The sequence below is a fragment of the Winogradskyella sp. genome, assembly GCF_028289625.1.
GTDB lineage: Bacteria > Bacteroidota > Bacteroidia > Flavobacteriales > Flavobacteriaceae > Winogradskyella.
In genome coordinates, this window is record NZ_JANQOM010000029.1 from 25,326 (window position 1) to 42,341 (window position 17,016).

13 protein-coding genes are annotated in these 17,016 nt (G+C 36.1%); 3 read left to right on the plus strand and 10 right to left on the minus strand.

The genetic code is table 11. The features are described from left to right. Positions 1-7 precede the first annotated feature (7 nt). Together Q0992_RS06090 and Q0992_RS06095 are read right to left on the minus strand one after the other, a co-directional pair. Entirely contained in the window at positions 8-1,510 is a 1,503-nt protein-coding gene (locus Q0992_RS06090) for a GH3 auxin-responsive promoter family protein (protein WP_299521454.1), read from the minus strand. After that, a complete protein-coding gene (locus Q0992_RS06095; protein WP_299521455.1) occupies positions 1,510-2,379 on the minus strand; it encodes a M23 family metallopeptidase in 870 nt (289 codons plus the stop codon). The genes Q0992_RS06090 and Q0992_RS06095 overlap by 1 nt, the downstream gene beginning before the upstream one ends. A 114-nt stretch (positions 2,380-2,493) precedes the next feature. Between Q0992_RS06095 and Q0992_RS06100 the strand changes: the two genes are divergently transcribed. Continuing rightward, a complete protein-coding gene (locus Q0992_RS06100; RefSeq protein WP_299521482.1) occupies positions 2,494-2,676 on the plus strand; it encodes a twin-arginine translocase TatA/TatE family subunit in 183 nt (60 codons plus the stop codon). A gap of 50 nt (positions 2,677-2,726) precedes the next feature. Here the strand turns inward: Q0992_RS06100 and Q0992_RS06105 are convergent, their stop codons facing one another. From Q0992_RS06105 to pgk, 3 genes are all read right to left on the minus strand, one after another. Next, positions 2,727-3,707, minus strand: coding sequence for a DUF4837 family protein (locus Q0992_RS06105; RefSeq protein ID WP_299521456.1), 981 nt, complete (start codon positions 3,705-3,707; stop codon positions 2,727-2,729). Positions 3,708-3,729: 22 nt separating this feature from the next. Then, positions 3,730-5,277 (minus strand): LysM peptidoglycan-binding domain-containing protein, encoded by a 1,548-nt coding sequence (locus Q0992_RS06110; protein WP_299521457.1) that lies wholly within the window; start codon positions 5,275-5,277, stop codon positions 3,730-3,732. 67 nt (positions 5,278-5,344) lie between these two features. Then, the gene (gene pgk, locus Q0992_RS06115) at positions 5,345-6,532 is read right to left on the minus strand and encodes a phosphoglycerate kinase (protein WP_299521458.1); all 1,188 of its coding nucleotides are present in this window, start codon (positions 6,530-6,532) and stop codon (positions 5,345-5,347) included. 141 nt (positions 6,533-6,673) lie between these two features. Between pgk and Q0992_RS06120 the strand changes: the two genes are divergently transcribed. Then, positions 6,674-7,831, plus strand: coding sequence for a DNA polymerase III subunit delta' (locus tag Q0992_RS06120; protein WP_299521459.1), 1,158 nt, complete (start codon positions 6,674-6,676; stop codon positions 7,829-7,831). A 31-nt stretch (positions 7,832-7,862) separates the two neighbouring features. Here Q0992_RS06120 and Q0992_RS06125 read toward each other — a convergent pair whose 3' ends face one another. From Q0992_RS06125 to Q0992_RS06145, 5 genes are all read right to left on the minus strand, one after another. Beyond that, positions 7,863-8,438 carry an OmpH family outer membrane protein gene (locus Q0992_RS06125; protein WP_299521460.1) on the minus strand — a complete coding sequence of 192 codons (576 nt, stop codon included), beginning with the start codon at positions 8,436-8,438 and terminating at the stop codon, positions 7,863-7,865. A gap of 215 nt (positions 8,439-8,653) precedes the next feature. Next, complete coding sequence (locus tag Q0992_RS06130; protein ID WP_299521461.1) at positions 8,654-9,511, minus strand: class I SAM-dependent methyltransferase; 858 nt, start codon at positions 9,509-9,511, stop codon at positions 8,654-8,656. Between the two features lie 89 nt (positions 9,512-9,600). Next, positions 9,601-11,472 (minus strand): tRNA uridine-5-carboxymethylaminomethyl(34) synthesis enzyme MnmG, encoded by a 1,872-nt coding sequence (gene mnmG, locus Q0992_RS06135; protein WP_299521462.1) that lies wholly within the window; start codon positions 11,470-11,472, stop codon positions 9,601-9,603. A 151-nt stretch (positions 11,473-11,623) separates the two neighbouring features. After that, positions 11,624-12,031: an rRNA maturation RNase YbeY gene (gene ybeY / locus Q0992_RS06140; RefSeq protein WP_299521463.1), complete on the minus strand. Its 408-nt coding sequence runs from the start codon at positions 12,029-12,031 to the stop codon at positions 11,624-11,626. Next, positions 12,024-15,602, minus strand: a complete 3,579-nt coding sequence (locus Q0992_RS06145; RefSeq protein WP_299521464.1) for a DUF4175 family protein — start codon at positions 15,600-15,602, stop codon at positions 12,024-12,026. Before Q0992_RS06145 ends, ybeY begins: the two co-directional genes overlap by 8 nt. 244 nt (positions 15,603-15,846) lie before the next feature. Here Q0992_RS06145 and Q0992_RS06150 point away from each other — a divergent pair, with 244 nt between their 5' ends. After that, on the plus strand, positions 15,847-16,890 hold the full coding sequence (locus tag Q0992_RS06150; protein WP_299521465.1) for an alkane 1-monooxygenase: 1,044 nt from the start codon (positions 15,847-15,849) through the stop codon (positions 16,888-16,890). Positions 16,891-17,016: the final 126 nt, after the last annotated feature.

Below are 17,016 nucleotides of genomic sequence, written 5' to 3' on the forward strand. Positions count from 1 at the left end.
TATAGCCTTATTTCGTTAATTTAAGCTCATGCATCTTGTCAGCAATTTTTCGGTCATTAGCTAATCTTGGGATTTTATTTTGCCCTCCAAGTTTTCCGATGGACTTCATGTAAGCTTGAAAACCTTCTTTTTTAATCTTGGTGATTATTAAGGGTCTCAATACTTTTCCTTCAATTAAATCAAAATAATAAGTGTTTTGTTGCTGAAGGGATTGTTCCAAATCTTTAATAAACTTTAATTCATCCTTAGGCTCATTTTCAAACTCTATAAGCCATTCATGATAAGGTAAGCCTTCGTTTGGATTAATTTGAGGAGCAACCGTAAACTCATTGATAGATATTTCTGTGTTTTCAGTAGCTTCTTTCATGGCCTGCTCTACTTCTTTTCCTATAACATGTTCACCAAATGCAGAAATAAAATGCTTTATGCGTCCACTAACAATCACCCTATACGGTTTAAGTGATGTAAACTCTACGGTATCGCCGATATTATAGGCCCAGAGACCAGCCGAGGTAGAAATAATCATAACATAATTGACCCCAAGTTTTACATCCTTTATGGTAATGCGCTCTTGGTTTTCTTCAAAAAAATGCGCTGCTTCTACAAATTCATAAAAAATACCCAAATTTAGTTGAAGTAACATTCCTTTATGATTCTGTTTATCCTGAAAAGCAAAAAACCCTTCACTTGCTGGATACAATTCTATGCTATCTACTCGTCTCCCAATCAAATTTTCAAATTTTGCACGATAAGGCTCATAATTGACTCCGCCAAAAATGAAGAGGTTGAAGTTTTTAAAAATCTCACCTACTTTTTTTTGTTTCTTTTCAATAAGCTTTTCAAAGTACATCTGTACCCAAGAAGGAATCCCAGAGATAATCGTCATATTTTCCTCAATGGTTTCATCAACGATGGCATTTACTTTGGTCTCCCAATCGTCTATGCAATTGGTCTCTAGACTAGGCATTCTATTTTTCTGAAGATATTTCGGCACGTAGTGCGCTACTATCCCTGATAATCGTCCTAGCTTAATTCCATTTTTTTCCTCTAGAATTGGGCTGCCTTGAAGAAAAATCATCTTACCATCAACAAACTTTGAGTTTCCTGTTTCATTGATATAAAGTAAAATTGCATTTCTGGCTGCTTCAACATGTGTTGGCATACTCTCCTTGGTAATAGGAATATACTTTGCCCCAGAAGTAGTTCCAGAAGTTTTAGCAAAATAAATGGGTTTACCTTTCCAGAGTATATTTTCCTCGCCAGCTACAACACGCTCTACATAAGGTCTTAAGGCTTCATAATCTCTTATGGGAACCTGTAATCTAAAGTCTGAATAGCTTTTAATTTGGTTAAAATTATGGTCATGGCCAAAAACGGTATTTTTAGCTTCCTTTATAAGGTTCTTAAATACGCGTTCTTGTGTTTCAATAGGTCGCGACGACCATCTTTTTATGCGCTTAGCTATATAGCTAGAAAAAGGTTTTGAAAGTGCTGCTTTAATCGATGGCATTACTGAAAATCGATAAAATTAGTTGGATTTACAGGATAACCATTATTCCACAATTCAAAGTGAAGGTGTGGCCCTGTACTGAATTCACCTGTATTTCCGGACATAGCAATAACTTCTCCGGCTTTAACTAAATCTCCTTGAGACTTAGTAATCGCTGAGTTATGCTTATATACCGAAATTAATTCTTGGTTATGCTCAATAATAACTACATAACCTGTTTCTATAGTCCATTCTGCAAAGATTACAGTGCCATCTGCAGTGGCCTTAACCGGAGTATTTGTTGCCACAACTACATCTACGGCAAAGTGTTTGTCTTCAATATTATAACCCTCTGAAATAGAACCATTAACAGGGGGAAAAAGAACAAAATTATTCTTATCAATTGATTCTTCAAATAAATTGTATTTGTCTTCTTTTTCTACTTTTTCCCTCAACAAAGAATCCTCTTTGTTAGTGGTTACTTTTAAAATCTCCAAGTCGTTTTTAGCAGCCTCAATAACCGAATCCCGATTAAAATTTACAGTAGCAACATCACCTGTTAATACCTTTCGGATTGAAGCATAGTAACGCTTATTAAGTTCTAGCTCCTGAACGAGCGAATCTGTTTTATAGTTAAGCAGAGTGGCCTTTTTCTTCAGCTTAGCAGAAGAATACCCTGGGATATACTCTCGCAGTGGGGTGAATGCAATTAATAAAGTCGTTAAAAACACTAAAAGTATTGCTGAAAACGATGTTAATACAAAGACGTTAAGACGTGTCAACTTAATGGCAAAACGCTCTTCGAACGTATCTTCATTGAGTATGACCAGACGGTACTTATGAAGCAATCTTTTTGTGAATTTTTTTTCTTTTTTTTCCTTTTTTGCCATTGAAACAAAATTAGTTAAAATAGTGTAATACCGCTATTAATAGCTACTAAAGTTAAACTTACAACGCTAATAATTAAACTTAAATTATTAACTTTGTACTCTAAATTTGAACGTATGATTTCGAGTAGTATATTTTTAGCATTGGGGCCATGGCAAATCGTTTTAATAGTTGTTGCCATTTTGCTACTGTTTGGCGGTAAAAAAATCCCTGAATTAATGAGAGGCTTAGGTAGTGGTATCAAAGAGTTTAAAGACGCAAGCAAAGAAGATACCACTGATAATAAGGATAAAGAATAAGAAATTACTGTAAGCATAAAAAAGCCAACTTAAAGTAGTTGGCTTTTTTATTATTTAATGGTTATTGATTTAATAATTGATTCAAGCTCAAAAACATATTCGCTTTTTCTAAGCGACGGCGCATACACATAACCGTCTGCTATAAGATAGCGTTTGTTGACTTTATCCTCAATGGCATACATAACAAAAGGACCTCCCATTTTAAACCCAACAGTTTCCCAAAGCCCTCTCACTTCATAAGTTGGTTTGTTATCAATAATCGTATTGAACATTGAAGGCGCATAAGCATCTTCAATCATCATATATATACCATCTTCACCAGGAACTTTTGTTTTAGTAATCCTATTTCTCATTCTAATAACATCTACAATTGTACTATCGCCTTTAGAGATTGTTTCCATAGGAACTTCGTAAAACATTACATCTATCGTCTTAGAGCGGTCTAAAGCCTTCCTTAACCAATAAAACCCATCTTCTGCTTTTCCAAATTCGTAGGCTGAAGGAATATTGACAGTAAAACCTAACTGGTTTTCCATTTGTTCGTCTTTAAGTAAGGAAAGTTTAATACGTCTCTGTTTTTCTTTTACCTCTTCCTTATTGAAGGCTGCAACAATCTTGTCCTTACCCTCTTTTAATTGATTAATAATGTCTTTGTTTGTTTTTCCACCAACTACGGCTACTGTTTGTGGTTTAGCAAAAGCATTATTGGCAATTTTCACCGTTGGCTCTAAATTTCCCTTTTCGATTTTTAGAATTATTCTACTTCTTGTAGCAAAACCGTCAAAAACTTGTGGAGGGATTTGACGTAACTTAAACATAGGTTCATCGACAGGAAGTCCGTTAAGTGGTGCCGCAAAAATATTTCTAATACTTTCACCTACACTACCTTCCCATAGTTCGTTATCAATCACTACCGAAATACTATTTAAATTACCATTTGAAGCTGGAAGGTAAGTCGTTTTATCTCCATCTTTTTTATTATCACATGCCATCACAAGCAGACAGAACAATAGTGTATATAACGTTCTCATAAGTTTAAATTTTGTTGGTTTATTACTCAGACACAACAAGTGTCATTCCTATTTTGAGTTTGTTACCACTAATATCGTTCCAATCTTTAAGATTTTGAACAGAAACTCCAGAAAATTTTTCCGCAATACTCCAAAGTGAGTCACCAGATTTTACTTTGTAGGTCTTTTTGCCCTTTGTGCTTACTGGTTTTTTTGCGCTTTTGGGTTTATTGACTGATGAAGGATTTCTTGGGTAAATGGTTAAGCGCTGCCCAATCCTTAGATTGTTACTTCTTAAACCGTTCCAACGCTTTATCTGACTTACCCTAACACCATAGCGTCGCGCAATTTTCCCTAGGTAATCTCCACTTTTAACACGATACCTAATTTTTGAGTCAATCTTCACCAGCTCAGGTAGTGGTTTTTCACGCTTATCAAATTCTGCTTGGGCAAAGGCATAGATTTTATCCTCATTGGCAGTAAATATTCCAACAGCATGCTTTGGGAGCCTTAAGGCATAAGTTTTACCCTCAATTTTCGGGATGATATCTAGCTTGTAAGATGGGTTTAAAAATTGTAGTTCTTCTATATTAACACCTGTAGTTTCAGAAATCTGGTCTAAGGTAATCATTTGCTTTACATGTATTGTGTCTGTTTGAACATGCTGAAAAGGCGGTCGTTCTGGTTTAAAGCCGTGTGCTTCAGCATATTCAAAAATATACATCGTCGCTAAAAATGCAGGGACATATCCTGCGGTTTCCCTTGGGAGGAAAGGCCTAATATTCCAGTAATTCTGATAGCCTCCAGATCGCCTAATGGCTTTATTAACATTTCCTGGTCCCGAATTATACGCCGCTAAAGCAAGGTCCCAATCACCAAAGATCTCATAAAGCTTAGATAGGTATTGTGCTGCAGCTGTAGTTGATCTTATTGGATCACTACGCTCATCAACATAACTGCTAACATCTAAATCGTATATCCTGCCCGTGGTAAACATGAACTGCCAAAGTCCTGTGGCACCCACCCTTGACCTCGCCCTGGGTTTCAACGCAGACTCTACAATGGCCAGATATTTCATTTCCAAAGGAATGTTATAATTATCAAATTCCTGTTCAAACATCGGAAAGTAAAAATGGCTCAGTCCCATTAAACGCTCTAAAGATTTGCGTCTGTGTTTTAAGTAACGTTTTATTACACTTTCTAGCGAAGGATTATACTCAACATTAAAAGGCGTTTTTGCATTTAGACGTTCTAACCTTGCCTTTAACGTATCTGTTGACAGCTCAGGATAATCAACCGGTTCATACGTCAATTCGGTAACAGACTTGTAAATAGTGTCAAATAATGAATTGCTATATAATTCCTCTAACCATTTTCGGTCTAATTCGGCAGCCTTTGGGAAATCTTCCAGGTTTTTAATGCCAAGTGAATCCATTTCTGCAGGGATGGTTTTGCCATTACTTATCGATTTGCCATCAATTAAGGAATCTGCAACCTTTTTTGACGCAATGACAGAGTCTGTTTTAATTTGCGAAAAACTATTGCTAGTCATCACAATAAAGCAAATCGATATAATAACTTTAATACGCATGAATGCTTGATTAGGTCCGCTTATGCCTAACGCTTCAAATTTAAAAAATAGTATGTATTATCAAAGCCTACTCCAAAATAGCGGCAATACCAGGTAAGGTTTTACCCTCTAAACTTTCGAGCATGGCACCACCTCCCGTGCTTACGTAGCTTACTTTATCCTGGAAACCAAACTGCTTCACAGCGGCAACAGAATCCCCACCGCCAACTAGCGAAAATGCGCCATTTTTTGTTGAATTAGCTATGGAATGACCTAAGGCTATGGTTCCTTCTGCAAAACTTTCCATTTCAAAAACACCGAGGGGTCCATTCCAAAGTATAGTTTTTGATTCATTGACAACAGCGTCAAAGTGTTCTAATGATTTTGGTCCGGCATCCAAACCTTGCCACCCATCAGGAATATGCTTAACATCTATAACTTGTTTGTTCGCATCATTACTAAAAGCGTCTGCGGCAACGACATCAACTGGTAAGTGAATTTTTACACCTTTAGCCTCGGCTTGTTTCAAAATATCTAAAGCTAAATCCATTTTATCATCTTCACAGATAGAATCTCCAATACTTCCGCCTTGCGCTTTAATAAAGGTAAACGTCATTCCGCCACCAATGATGAGATGGTCAACTTTGTCTAAAATGTTTTCGATGACTGTAATTTTTGAGGACACCTTTGCCCCGCCAAGCACTGCCAAAACTGGTTTTTTGCTATTATTCAATACCTTATCAATGCTATCAATTTCTTTAGCTAACAAGTTACCAAAACATTTTGCTTCAGGAAAAAACTGTGCCACTATCGTTGTAGAGGCATGTGCTCTATGTGCTGTGCCAAAGGCATCATTGACATAGATATCTCCTAACTTTGATAACTGCTCAGCAAAATCTTTGTCTCCCTTTTTTTCTTCTTCATGAAAGCGTAAATTCTCTAACAATAAGATTTCTCCTGGTTGTAATGCATTGGCTTTCTCTTCAGCTTCTTCACCAACACAGTCAGTGGCAAATTTCACTTCAACACCCAATACATCCTCAATTTTTGAAATAATATGTCTTAATGAAAATTCATCCTGAACTCCTTTTGGTCGTCCTAAATGCGACATTAAGACACAACTACCTCCATCTTCCAGTACTTTAATAATCGTTGGCTTTGCTGATATGATTCTTGTGGCATCCGTAACTTCGAAATTGTCATTTAATGGTACGTTGAAATCTACGCGGATTAATGCTTTTTTATCTTTAAAATTAAAATCGTTGAGTGTTTTCATTTTATAAAATTTGAATCACAAATATAAGTTCATAATAGTCATTTGGCAAGTAGAAACATTATGTCATCATTAAATCTTGACTTTATTTTAATCTGAGATGATAAAATTTTGTAACGGTAAAATATTGCATAGTTTTGCGATATGCTTTTTTCAGAGATTTTAGGTCAAAAACATATTAAAAACCACCTTACTAGGAGTGTTGATTCTGGACGTATTGCTCATGCACAACTGTTTGTTGGCCCTGAAGGATCTGGAACCTTGCCTATGGCTTTGGCCTATGCGCAATATATTCTTTGTAGTAATAGTAACGGTGAAAATACTGGTGGTAATGAGTCTTGTAACATAAAATTTAAGAACTTCTCTCATCCAGACCTACACTTTGCGTTTCCCGTAACAACAAGCGACAAGGTAAAAAGCAAACCGGTTTCCAATTTCTATTTAGACGAGTGGCGTCAACTTTTAGAACAGCAGCCTTATGGCAATCTATTTGATTGGTATAAACTTCTTGGAGTTGATAACAAGCAAGGCCAGATTGGTGTGGATGAAGCATTAGAAATTGTAAAATCCTTATCACTTAAATCCTACGAAGGTGGTTATAAGGTGATGTTAATTTGGATGGTCGAAAAAATGAATACTGCTGCTGCCAATAAGCTCTTAAAACTGATTGAAGAACCACCCGAAAAGACAATTTTCATTTTAATTGCTGAGGACGAAGAGCAGATTATTAACACCATTCTGTCGCGTTGCCAGATTTTGCATTTTCCTCCATTGGCCGAAGAGGTCATTACTGAAGCGCTAGTGGCTAAATACCATATTGAAACTGCTGTTGCGATGAAGATTGCGCATCAAGCCAATGGTAATTTTAACAAGGCCTGTGATTTAATTTATCAGGATAGTGAAGATATTCAATTTGAAAAATGGTTTGTGCTTTGGGTTCGATCCGCATTTAAAGCTAAAGGCAATAAAAGTGCTATACACGATTTAATTTCGTGGTCAGAGGAAATTGCAAAAACAGGTCGTGAAACCCAAAAAAAGTTTTTAGCGTTTTGCTTAAATTGCTTTAGACAAGCTTTATTGCTCAATTACAAAGCTAATGACTTGGTCTATATAGAACCAAAGTCAGAGAACTTTAAACTAAAAAAGTTTGCGCCTTTTGTACACGATTCTAATATTATAGAAATTTCTGATGAGCTACAAGACGCCATTTATCATATAGAACGTAACGGAAATTCTAAGATTATTCTTACAGATTTATCTATTAAATTAACACGCTTACTGCATAAAAAAAGCCAAGCGTAAGCTCGGCTTTAGTTGGTATTTTAATTGACGCTTACTCTGAGGATTCTTCTTTTTCAGTACTTTTCTCTTCTTCTTTTGAGCTTTCTTCATCTCCTTTTTTACTATAGGCTTCATTAATAGCCTCAGTTACAGCTTCGGTTATATCGGTTTTTTCTTCACCATATATAACACTGCCTGCCTGATTCTTACCTAAAATAAAGGTATAACCGTTCTTTTTCCCATAATCCTCAACAAAAGCATTCACTTTTGAAATTACAGAATCCATTTCTTTATTAAATTCCTGCTGCATTATTTGCTGCTCATACTGAAACTGCTGTTGCAACACTTGCTGCTTTTGTCCTAACTCTTGGTATTTTTCCTGTTGCTTCTTTTGGGATAAATTTTGAGCTGCCAATTGAAAGGCTTGAGCTTCTATTTGAAAGGCTTTACCAATACTATCTATTCTTTTCTTAAAAATATCATCCTTGATTTTAAACTGTTCTTCAATATCAATTTTCATTTGATAGGCATTGATTACTTTTCCGTTATCGATGAACGCAATTTTTTGCTGTTCTTTACAGGATGCTAATGAGATTAAAACTATTGATACTATGATTAATTTCTTCATGATTGTTTTCAAATTAAATTTTTGCAAATGTATAAAAGTTCGAGTGCGAAATACCTAAATTTCTAACTATTTAAAAAATCTATGGTTTGTGTTAATTTCTATAGTGAAATATTATACAAAATAGATTCAAATAAAGCCTTTTAAGCGCTTTTCTTTTTTTAGGCTTGCAATCGTATATCTTAAAGTCAAATCATCAGGCTAATGATTTTATACTGCTAATCCTTCTGTTTTAGGATGTAAATATGGGATGAATACTCTTTAGATTGATTTGCTTTGAGGTTTGAGCACATTCCAATCCAAAATGCTTTGAAAGGATTCATAAAACCAGACTTATATTTTTCTGAAAGTAAACTCACATAATAGGCATCGAAATGCATTGGTAAGATTTTAGTTAGTTCAAAGCCTTCCTTAGCAAAAAGTTTCTTTATAGACGACTTTGAAAAATGCCAAAGGTGTCTGGGCACATCATATGCTGCCCAAAATTTTTTATAATGCTCAGCATCGTAGCTTTTGAAATTTGGCACTGCAACTACCAATCTTCCTTTGGGTTTTAATAAGTGTTTAAATAATGCAATATGCATGTCTAGTTTTGGCAAATGCTCCAGAACATGCCAAAGTGTAATAACGTCGAAACTACTTTCTTTTAAACTATTTAAATGCTCTATTTCAAAAACTGTATTATTGGTTTTGGAATTTGCAATTTGCCTAGCCTTTTCGTCAGGTTCAATTCCTGCAATTTGCCAATTGTCCTTTTGGGCAGTTTCTAAAAAATCCCCTGTGCCACATCCAACATCCAATAATTTTTTCTCCTCAGTGTAAAAAGAATTTATAAGCTTCAATTTTCGTTTTAAAGAAATCTTTCTAACGATATGATAAATCTTTTCTAAAAGATTCCTTCTATTGTCAGTGTGAGAAATGTAATCATCACTCTTGTAATAGTCTGGTAGATTTTCTGCATTTGGTTGCGGAAATGTTTCCAACATATCCAATTCATTATTGTACAATAACTGGAAGTCTTCACCTGAAACCGAATGGTCCTTTACAGTTAGATATGTTGGTTTTTTGTCTTTCATTAAATGGTCATTTCGAGAGCCTCGATGACCAATTCTTGGTGGCTGAGGCTCTCGAAGCCACCCAATGTTCCACGTGGAACATGTTTTTATCATCTTCCTAAATACACCAATAAAACAGAAATGTCATTAGGGGATACTCCACTGATTCTAGAAGCTTGTGATATGGTTACAGGTTGAATTTCGGCTAATTTTTGCCTAGCTTCCATACTCATGGATTTCAATCTTGAGTAATCAAAATTAGAAGGAATCTTTACGTTTTCGAGGCGGTTTAATTTATCGGCATTGTTCTTTTCCTTTTCAATATAACCTGCATATTTCACCTGTATCTCGGTTTGCTCTATAACCTCAACATCTAAATTGTTCTCTAAAACATAGTTCTCTACAGACGCCACTTTACGCATATCTTCTATAGTGATATTTGGTCTTGCATAAAGCTTAAACATTTTGTCCTGTTGCCTCACCTTTGCAGAATTCTTAGATTCTAGAATCGGATTTATTTCATCTGGCTTTACACTGGTGTCTTTAAAAAATTGAACAAAGGCATCCGACTTTGATTGTTTTTCCTCCATGCGTCTTAAGCGTTTCTCAGAAGCCAAGCCTAGTTCGTAACCCTTTGGTGTTAATCTAAAATCTGCATTGTCTTGGCGCAATAATGTTCTGTATTCAGCTCTCGAGGTGAACATACGATAAGGTTCTTCGGTTCCCTTGGTAATAAGATCGTCAATTAAAACGCCTATGTAAGCTTCGTCTCTTTTTAAAGTAAAAGGGCCTCGTTCTTGTACCTTAAGACTCGCATTAATTCCCGCCATTAGTCCCTGTGATGCCGCTTCCTCGTATCCTGTTGTGCCATTGATTTGTCCTGCAAAGAATAAACCATCTACCAATTTTGTTTCTAGTGTATGCTTTAATTGGGTTGGTGGAAAATAATCATATTCTATAGCGTAACCGGGTCTAAAGAATTTTACATTCTCAAACCCTTTAACAGATCGCAGCGCTTTGTATTGAACATCCTCTGGAAGTGATGTGGAAAATCCATTAACATAAACCTCAACAGTATTCCAACCTTCTGGCTCTACAAATAATTGATGCCTATGCTTATCTGCAAAACGGTTAATCTTGTCTTCAATAGATGGACAGTATCTTGGCCCAACACTTTTAATCCTTCCATTAAACATTGGGGAACGATCAAAGCCTTCACGAAGTAAATCGTGAACCTCTGGACTTGTATAGGTCATATGGCAAGATCGTTGTTCTTTTAACGGCTGTGTTATATCTAGGTATGAAAACTTCTCAGGATTCTCGTCACCTGGCTGTTCAATCATTACAGAATAGTCTAACGATCTCCCATCAACCCTTGGCGGTGTTCCCGTTTTCATTCTGCCAGAATCAAATCCTATCGCTATAAGTTCTTCTGTTATTCCAGTAGCGGCTCGTTCTCCTGCTCTTCCGCCACCAAAATTTTTATCACCAATATGAATAAGGCCATTCAAAAAAGTACCATTGGTCAGCACTACAGTTTTTGCCTTTACCTCAATGCCGAGTGATGTCTTTACCCCAACGACTTTATCATTTTCAATCAATAAGCCTGAAACCATTTCTTGATAAAAATCTAAATTGGGAGTGTTCTCCAAAAGCAATCTCCAATCTTCTGCAAACCGCATTCTGTCAGATTGCACTCTTGGGCTCCACATTGCTGGTCCTTTAGACTTGTTGAGCATTTTGAATTGAATCGAAGATGTGTCAGAAACAACCCCACTATAACCTCCCAGCGCATCAATTTCTCTAACGATTTGTCCCTTCGCAATTCCGCCCATAGCAGGATTGCATGACATTTGGGCTATATTCTGAAGGTTCATTGTAATCAACAATGTCTTACTACCCATATTGGCAGCGGCAGCTGCAGCCTCGCTTCCTGCATGGCCAGCTCCAACAACTATAACATCATAAACATCGTTAAACATATCTTTCTTTAAGTCATTTCTAGAACCTCAATAACCAATTTAAATTCTGGAGGCAGAGGCTCTCGAAGCCACCATACAATGTTCCACGTGGAACGTTTTGGTCTTTTTAATTTTTTCAGTCTGCAAATATACGTCGAAATAGCATCATTAACTAACGCCTACTCAAGTAGTAATCTTCTTTGCTGCGCATCTGCCTAGCTTCGTCAAGGGACTTATCTTTATAGCCGCAGTAGTGTAAAATGCCATGAATAATAACTCTGGCTATTTCTTCTTGAAAGGGCCTCTTAAACTCTGAAGCATTTTCCCTGACTCTATCAATAGAAATATATATATCTCCATGTAGCTCTTTTCCTACCGAATAATCAAAACTAATAATGTCAGTTAAGGTGTCGTGATTTAAAAATTCAAGATTAATTTTGTGAAGGTATTCATCTGAACAAAAGATATAATTAATCTCACCTTCTTTACAATTTTCTTCGACTATGGTGTCAGAAATCCACGATGATATTTCCTTAGCCCCTTCTAATTCAAAATTGGTTTCGTAATTAAAACTAATCATTAGTCTTTTTAAAATACTCTTGTATCTTCTTCTTAAAATGATTCTGTAAAGGTAAGGCCTGTCGATTTAATATTTCGGTAGTATTAAAGTATTGTTTTGCTGTAGGAATTTGATTGGGGTTAGTTGTGTCAAATTCCTTTTCATTAGTTTCTGACTCACGTTTAGTATCTTGGCCTTGCATAAATGTCGCGTTCTCAAGCTTCAATAATTGGTGTTGCAAATCCATCATTTTTTGTAAGGTTTGATTGGTGAAACCATAGTTCAACAAATCAAGCTCTACGTCTTCCATTTGTTTAATCAGTTCACCAGCAGATTCAATCTTGCCCTCTTTTGCTAAACGGTCTTCAAGAGCTTGGCGTAACTGTTGTTGTTTTTGATAAATCTTAAACAGCTCGGCATTTTGTTCCTCATTTCCTCCTTCACCATAACCATCGTTCTCTTCTCCATCTCTTCCGTCGCTGCCATTATTACCATTCTTGCCCTGCTTTCCGTCTTTACCCTCTCCGTTTTGGTTACCCTCAGCATTCTGATTACCATCATTTCCGTTTTGACCACCCTCGCCTTCTTGTTCTCCAGAGTTTCCTCTTTCGCCATTTTGACCACTTTCGCCTTCTTTACCTTGTTCTCCAGGTTCTTTGCCTTCACCTTCTTTGCTTTGCTCTCCTGGTTTTTCCCCTTCACCTTCTTTGCCTTCTTTGCCTTCTTCCCCTTTTTTTCCTTCCTCATTCTTCTTAACACCCTCTTCCATTTGGTTATTCAACTCCTCTTGGCTCATAATAATATCAGGTAATTGAGGTCCACCCTCCCCACTTCCTGACGCTGAAGCTGCACTCATAGACATTTCCATATTGTCTAATACATCACTTAAAAAGCTTGCAAGTTCATTACTAGCGGTAATGGCATATTGCTGAGAAGACACACCTTGATATAAACGATTTTCTGTCAGTTGACCTAGTGCCTTATCAATACTAAAATACACTTCAGTTATTTGAGAGTTAACCTTCTCAGATATTTTTGGTTGACGTAAAGACAATGCAAATAGACTGTCGTCAATATGCTCAAAATGCTCTCTGAGATTACTTTGTTCAATAATATATTTACCATATTTATTATTGTTAATATCAATAGCATCAAATGTATTCATGAGTTCTTCTTGGTCAAATGAAAAGAGCAATAAATTCTCTAAAATCTGTCGTAACATGTCTATATCTTCTGCCATTTGATTACCACCACCGCTACCACCGGACATCATTTGCATGAGCTTTTCGCTCATCTGCTTCATCTTTTTTGCGGCCTTATTTTGTCTTTCTTGGGCCTTTTGTAATTGTTCTTGGGCTTCTTGTTGCGATTTTTGTTCCTGTTCGCTTTGCTCTTTCTTTTCTAAAGCTTCTGTAGCCTCTTTTTGGTCATACTTTACCCCATCCTCTAAAAACTCATCAACTGGAACATTCATAGGTTTTTGAAGACGTCTATCTTCTTGCTTTAAGTCCTCAATATCTTTTTGAATCTTTTCGAACTCCTTATTAAATTCTTCCTGTTTTGCTTTGGTATTCTCTTTTTCTTTATTTGAAAGCGTTTCTTGTTTCTTAGAAAGATCGTCTAACTGATTGGCTATCTTCTCTGCTTTTTTCATTACATAGAAACGCTTGGTCAACTCCAAAAGTTGCTTCATACTGCGTTTCTTATTTTTATTTTGCTTCGCCAACTCTTCGAGCTTTTGGGTGAACTCTTCCTTGTTAATCTTGTCTTTTAATTCTTCTAACTCCTCCAAAAGTTTTTCATCTTGCTTCAACTGCTCTTCATTTTCCTTGAGGCGCTCTTTCAAATCTTCCTTAAACTGATCCTCTTTTTTTTCTTCTTGAAATTCTTCCAAGTTGTCTTGAAGTTTCTTGTTGAAATTCTTCATCAACTGCTCCTGTTGCTTCTGGCGTTTTAAAAAGTCTTCAAACTTCTTCTTATCATTAAAATTGAGCTGCTGCTTTTCTTTTTGGGTTTTAGAGAATTCTTCTAGCTTTTTATCTTGCTCCTGAAGCTTCTCAAAGGTCTTCCCGATATCCTTTATGGTTTCATTTTGCTCTTGCAGTTGCTTTTGCTCCTCTTCTTCTTTCGTTAACTTTCTGTAACTAAAAACACTACTCTTGGTACGTTTGTAATTATGTATAGCATCATTATCAAATACCTCAAAATACAACTGATAACTTACGCCTTCCTCAAGCTCAAATTGATTCGGGAATGCACTCACAAACTCACTAAAATTAGATTTTGAAATGGTTATTGGTGACACAATCTTGTTGACTTCATCATCCACGGGATAATAGACCAGATTAAGTTTTGTCAATCCAAAATCATCACTCGCTTGGCCATAGAAATACAAACTCTGTAGGTCAATAGAATCTTTTTGAACCTTAATATCCAATTCAGGATTTAAATCCTTAACGACGCTGATGCTGTACGCAAGGTTTTCATAATCCTTAAGGTTGTCATTACTGGTAGAGATGCTATAATTATAATTTCTAAACAGTTGCTTGGCAGCTTCAAATTCACCTTCTTCTTTTTGCGCTAAGCTTAATGTGTCATCAGCATATATATTGACTTCACTTGTAGATTTTGTTAATGCTCTCCATGTTACTTTAGTCCCCTCAGGAATTACAGCAGAACCTGTGCTCTTTAATACCTCGTCTTGCTTTTTAGTGTAAGATGGATAATCTAAAAGCATCTCAAAATTTACCAAGTTAGGTGTATTAACTACTTGCAATTCATAGGGTTTGGAGTTGATATCATTGGCTGAAAGTGAAAACTCTATATTTTCCTTCGGCAGGTTGAAAGTGTACTGAAACTCACCAGACCCTATTTGTTGTAGATAATACGATTGTCCATTAAATTGAATTTGGGCATTCTCAGGAATTACATCGCCAACTGTGGAAACTTTCAGCTTAAAATCCTTGCCTTCAATCGCTTCAAGGGACTCGTTAAGCACATAAAATTGAAAAGGAGCTGGTGGCTCATAAGCGGTTTGGTAATTCACGACGCGCTCATAACTATCACTAAACCAGTTGATCTTTCCTGTAAGATAAGATAATAGCACAATTAAAATCGGAATTGCGGCGTACTTTAAATACTTGGTGTTAGATTTAAAATTAATGGCAGATTTAAACGGTATAGGCTGGAGTGCTTTTGATTTCTGTTCAATACTTGCAATCAATAAGTCCGATTGTGACGGACTTTGATTAAGTTGCAATATATTTAATAGCTTGTCATTGACTTCTGGAAAATGCGATCCGATTAATTTTGAAGCTGTTTCATAGTTGATGCCCTTTCTTAGATTGAATAGCTGTGCTAATGGAATGGCAATAAATTTAATGAATAGCCCTAACTCAACAGCTATGAAGGTCCAAAATAAAATGGTTCTTGCCGTGGGGTTAAGCCAGAGCATGTATTCCACAAACAAGGTTACCATAAAATACAACAAGCCAATAGCGAAAAATAAAATCGCGCCTTTTAGTAGCTCATTAGTGTAGTACTTCTTAATGAACTCCTGTAACTTGTTTTTTATGGCTTCAAAATTGCTCATGTCCTATTCTAACTGACTAATCTACAATTTTATTTTAATTGTCATTTCCTTAAATTTGGTAAGATTCTGTTAATTTAGATGTTTTAACAGTTAAAACCTGTCATTTCAAGAAAGTGAAGTATGAACGATGAGAAATATTATTAAAAATAATAGAGATTCATAAATCACTCTTCGTTCGGAATGATATATTAGCTCAATGTTTAACTTGTAATAGATTCTTGCGCAGGCAGGAATGACAAATTTTATGAAAGACCTTAAGTATTTGGCGGCTTTTTCAATTCCAGTAGTGGCATTTTTTGGATTATACTTTAAAAGCTATTGGGTTTGGGCAACACCAATATTTGCTTTTGTGTGTATTCCCCTTTTAGAGCTTATTTTTCCTGTAGATACTAAAAATCTTGAAGCTGAAGAAGTAGGCAGCAAACTAAAACGAAAACTTTTTGATTGGCTATTATATCTTAATCTGCCTATTGTTTTTGGTTTGGTTTTTTATGCTTTAGTTTTAGTTGCAAATCATCCATTGGAAACCTATGAATTCATTGGCTTGATTTTCTCAGTTGGTATTGTACTAGGTGTTAATGGTATTAATGTCGGACACGAATTGGGTCATCGCCAAACCACAAATGAGCGTTTTATTGGTAAAGCCTTGCTTTTGCCCTCATTCTACATGCATTTCTATATAGAGCATAATTACGGTCACCATTTACATGCTGCAACGCCTGAAGACCCTGCTACAGCAAGATACAACCAATCGGTTTATTCGTTTTGGTTCACCTCAACGATTCGCCAATACTTTAGTGCTTGGCGCATCCAAAAGAAATTGCTGAAAAACAACAGGCTGTCCTTTTTCTCAATTAAAAATGACATGCTATGGTATACCGTTTTTCAAACTGTGTATTTAGTGTCGATTGGGCTTTTGTTCGGAACAACTGCGCTAGTATTTGCTTTTTTTGCTGGTGTGGTAGGCTTTATTCTTTTAGAAACTGTCAATTATATTGAGCATTACGGATTGTTGCGGCTAAAAACTAAATCTGGTCGTTATGAGCGTGTTAAAGAAATGCATTCCTGGAATTCTAATCATGTCATAGGGCGAATTGTTTTATATGAACTCACAAGGCATAGTGACCACCACTATAAATCCTCTAAAAAATATCAGATTTTGGATTGCCATGACGAAAGTCCACAAATGCCTTTTGGGTATCCGACGTCCATGGTATTATCTATGATTCCTCCGCTGTGGTTTAAGATTATGAATAAGCGAGTACCTAAGGCAATGATTATTTCTTAGTCCTCAGTCTCAGTTTTTAGTCCAGCAAAATCTTCTTGCTTGGCACTTCGTACTTCTATGCTATAATTCTATCTTTGCACTAGATTCTGAAACAATACTTCGACCACTTCGAGAGCTTCAGTGACC

Excerpts from the sequence above, each read along its gene's own strand:
- Q0992_RS06090 (WP_299521454.1), bottom strand. The coding sequence starts at position 1,510 with ATGCCATCGATTAAAGCAGCACTTTCAAAACCTTTTTCTAGCTATATA.
- Q0992_RS06095 (WP_299521455.1), bottom strand. The coding sequence starts at position 2,379 with ATGGCAAAAAAGGAAAAAAAAGAAAAAAAATTCACAAAAAGATTGCTT.
- Q0992_RS06100 (WP_299521482.1), top strand. The coding sequence starts at position 2,494 with ATGATTTCGAGTAGTATATTTTTAGCATTGGGGCCATGGCAAATCGTT.
- Q0992_RS06105 (WP_299521456.1), bottom strand. The coding sequence starts at position 3,707 with ATGAGAACGTTATATACACTATTGTTCTGTCTGCTTGTGATGGCATGT.
- Q0992_RS06110 (WP_299521457.1), bottom strand. The coding sequence starts at position 5,277 with ATGCGTATTAAAGTTATTATATCGATTTGCTTTATTGTGATGACTAGC.
- pgk (WP_299521458.1), bottom strand. The coding sequence starts at position 6,532 with ATGAAAACACTCAACGATTTTAATTTTAAAGATAAAAAAGCATTAATC.
- Q0992_RS06120 (WP_299521459.1), top strand. The coding sequence starts at position 6,674 with ATGCTTTTTTCAGAGATTTTAGGTCAAAAACATATTAAAAACCACCTT.
- Q0992_RS06125 (WP_299521460.1), bottom strand. The coding sequence starts at position 8,438 with ATGAAGAAATTAATCATAGTATCAATAGTTTTAATCTCATTAGCATCC.
- Q0992_RS06130 (WP_299521461.1), bottom strand. The coding sequence starts at position 9,511 with ATGAAAGACAAAAAACCAACATATCTAACTGTAAAGGACCATTCGGTT.
- mnmG (WP_299521462.1), bottom strand. The coding sequence starts at position 11,472 with ATGTTTAACGATGTTTATGATGTTATAGTTGTTGGAGCTGGCCATGCA.
- ybeY (WP_299521463.1), bottom strand. The coding sequence starts at position 12,031 with ATGATTAGTTTTAATTACGAAACCAATTTTGAATTAGAAGGGGCTAAG.
- Q0992_RS06145 (WP_299521464.1), bottom strand. The coding sequence starts at position 15,602 with ATGAGCAATTTTGAAGCCATAAAAAACAAGTTACAGGAGTTCATTAAG.
- Q0992_RS06150 (WP_299521465.1), top strand. The coding sequence starts at position 15,847 with ATGAAAGACCTTAAGTATTTGGCGGCTTTTTCAATTCCAGTAGTGGCA.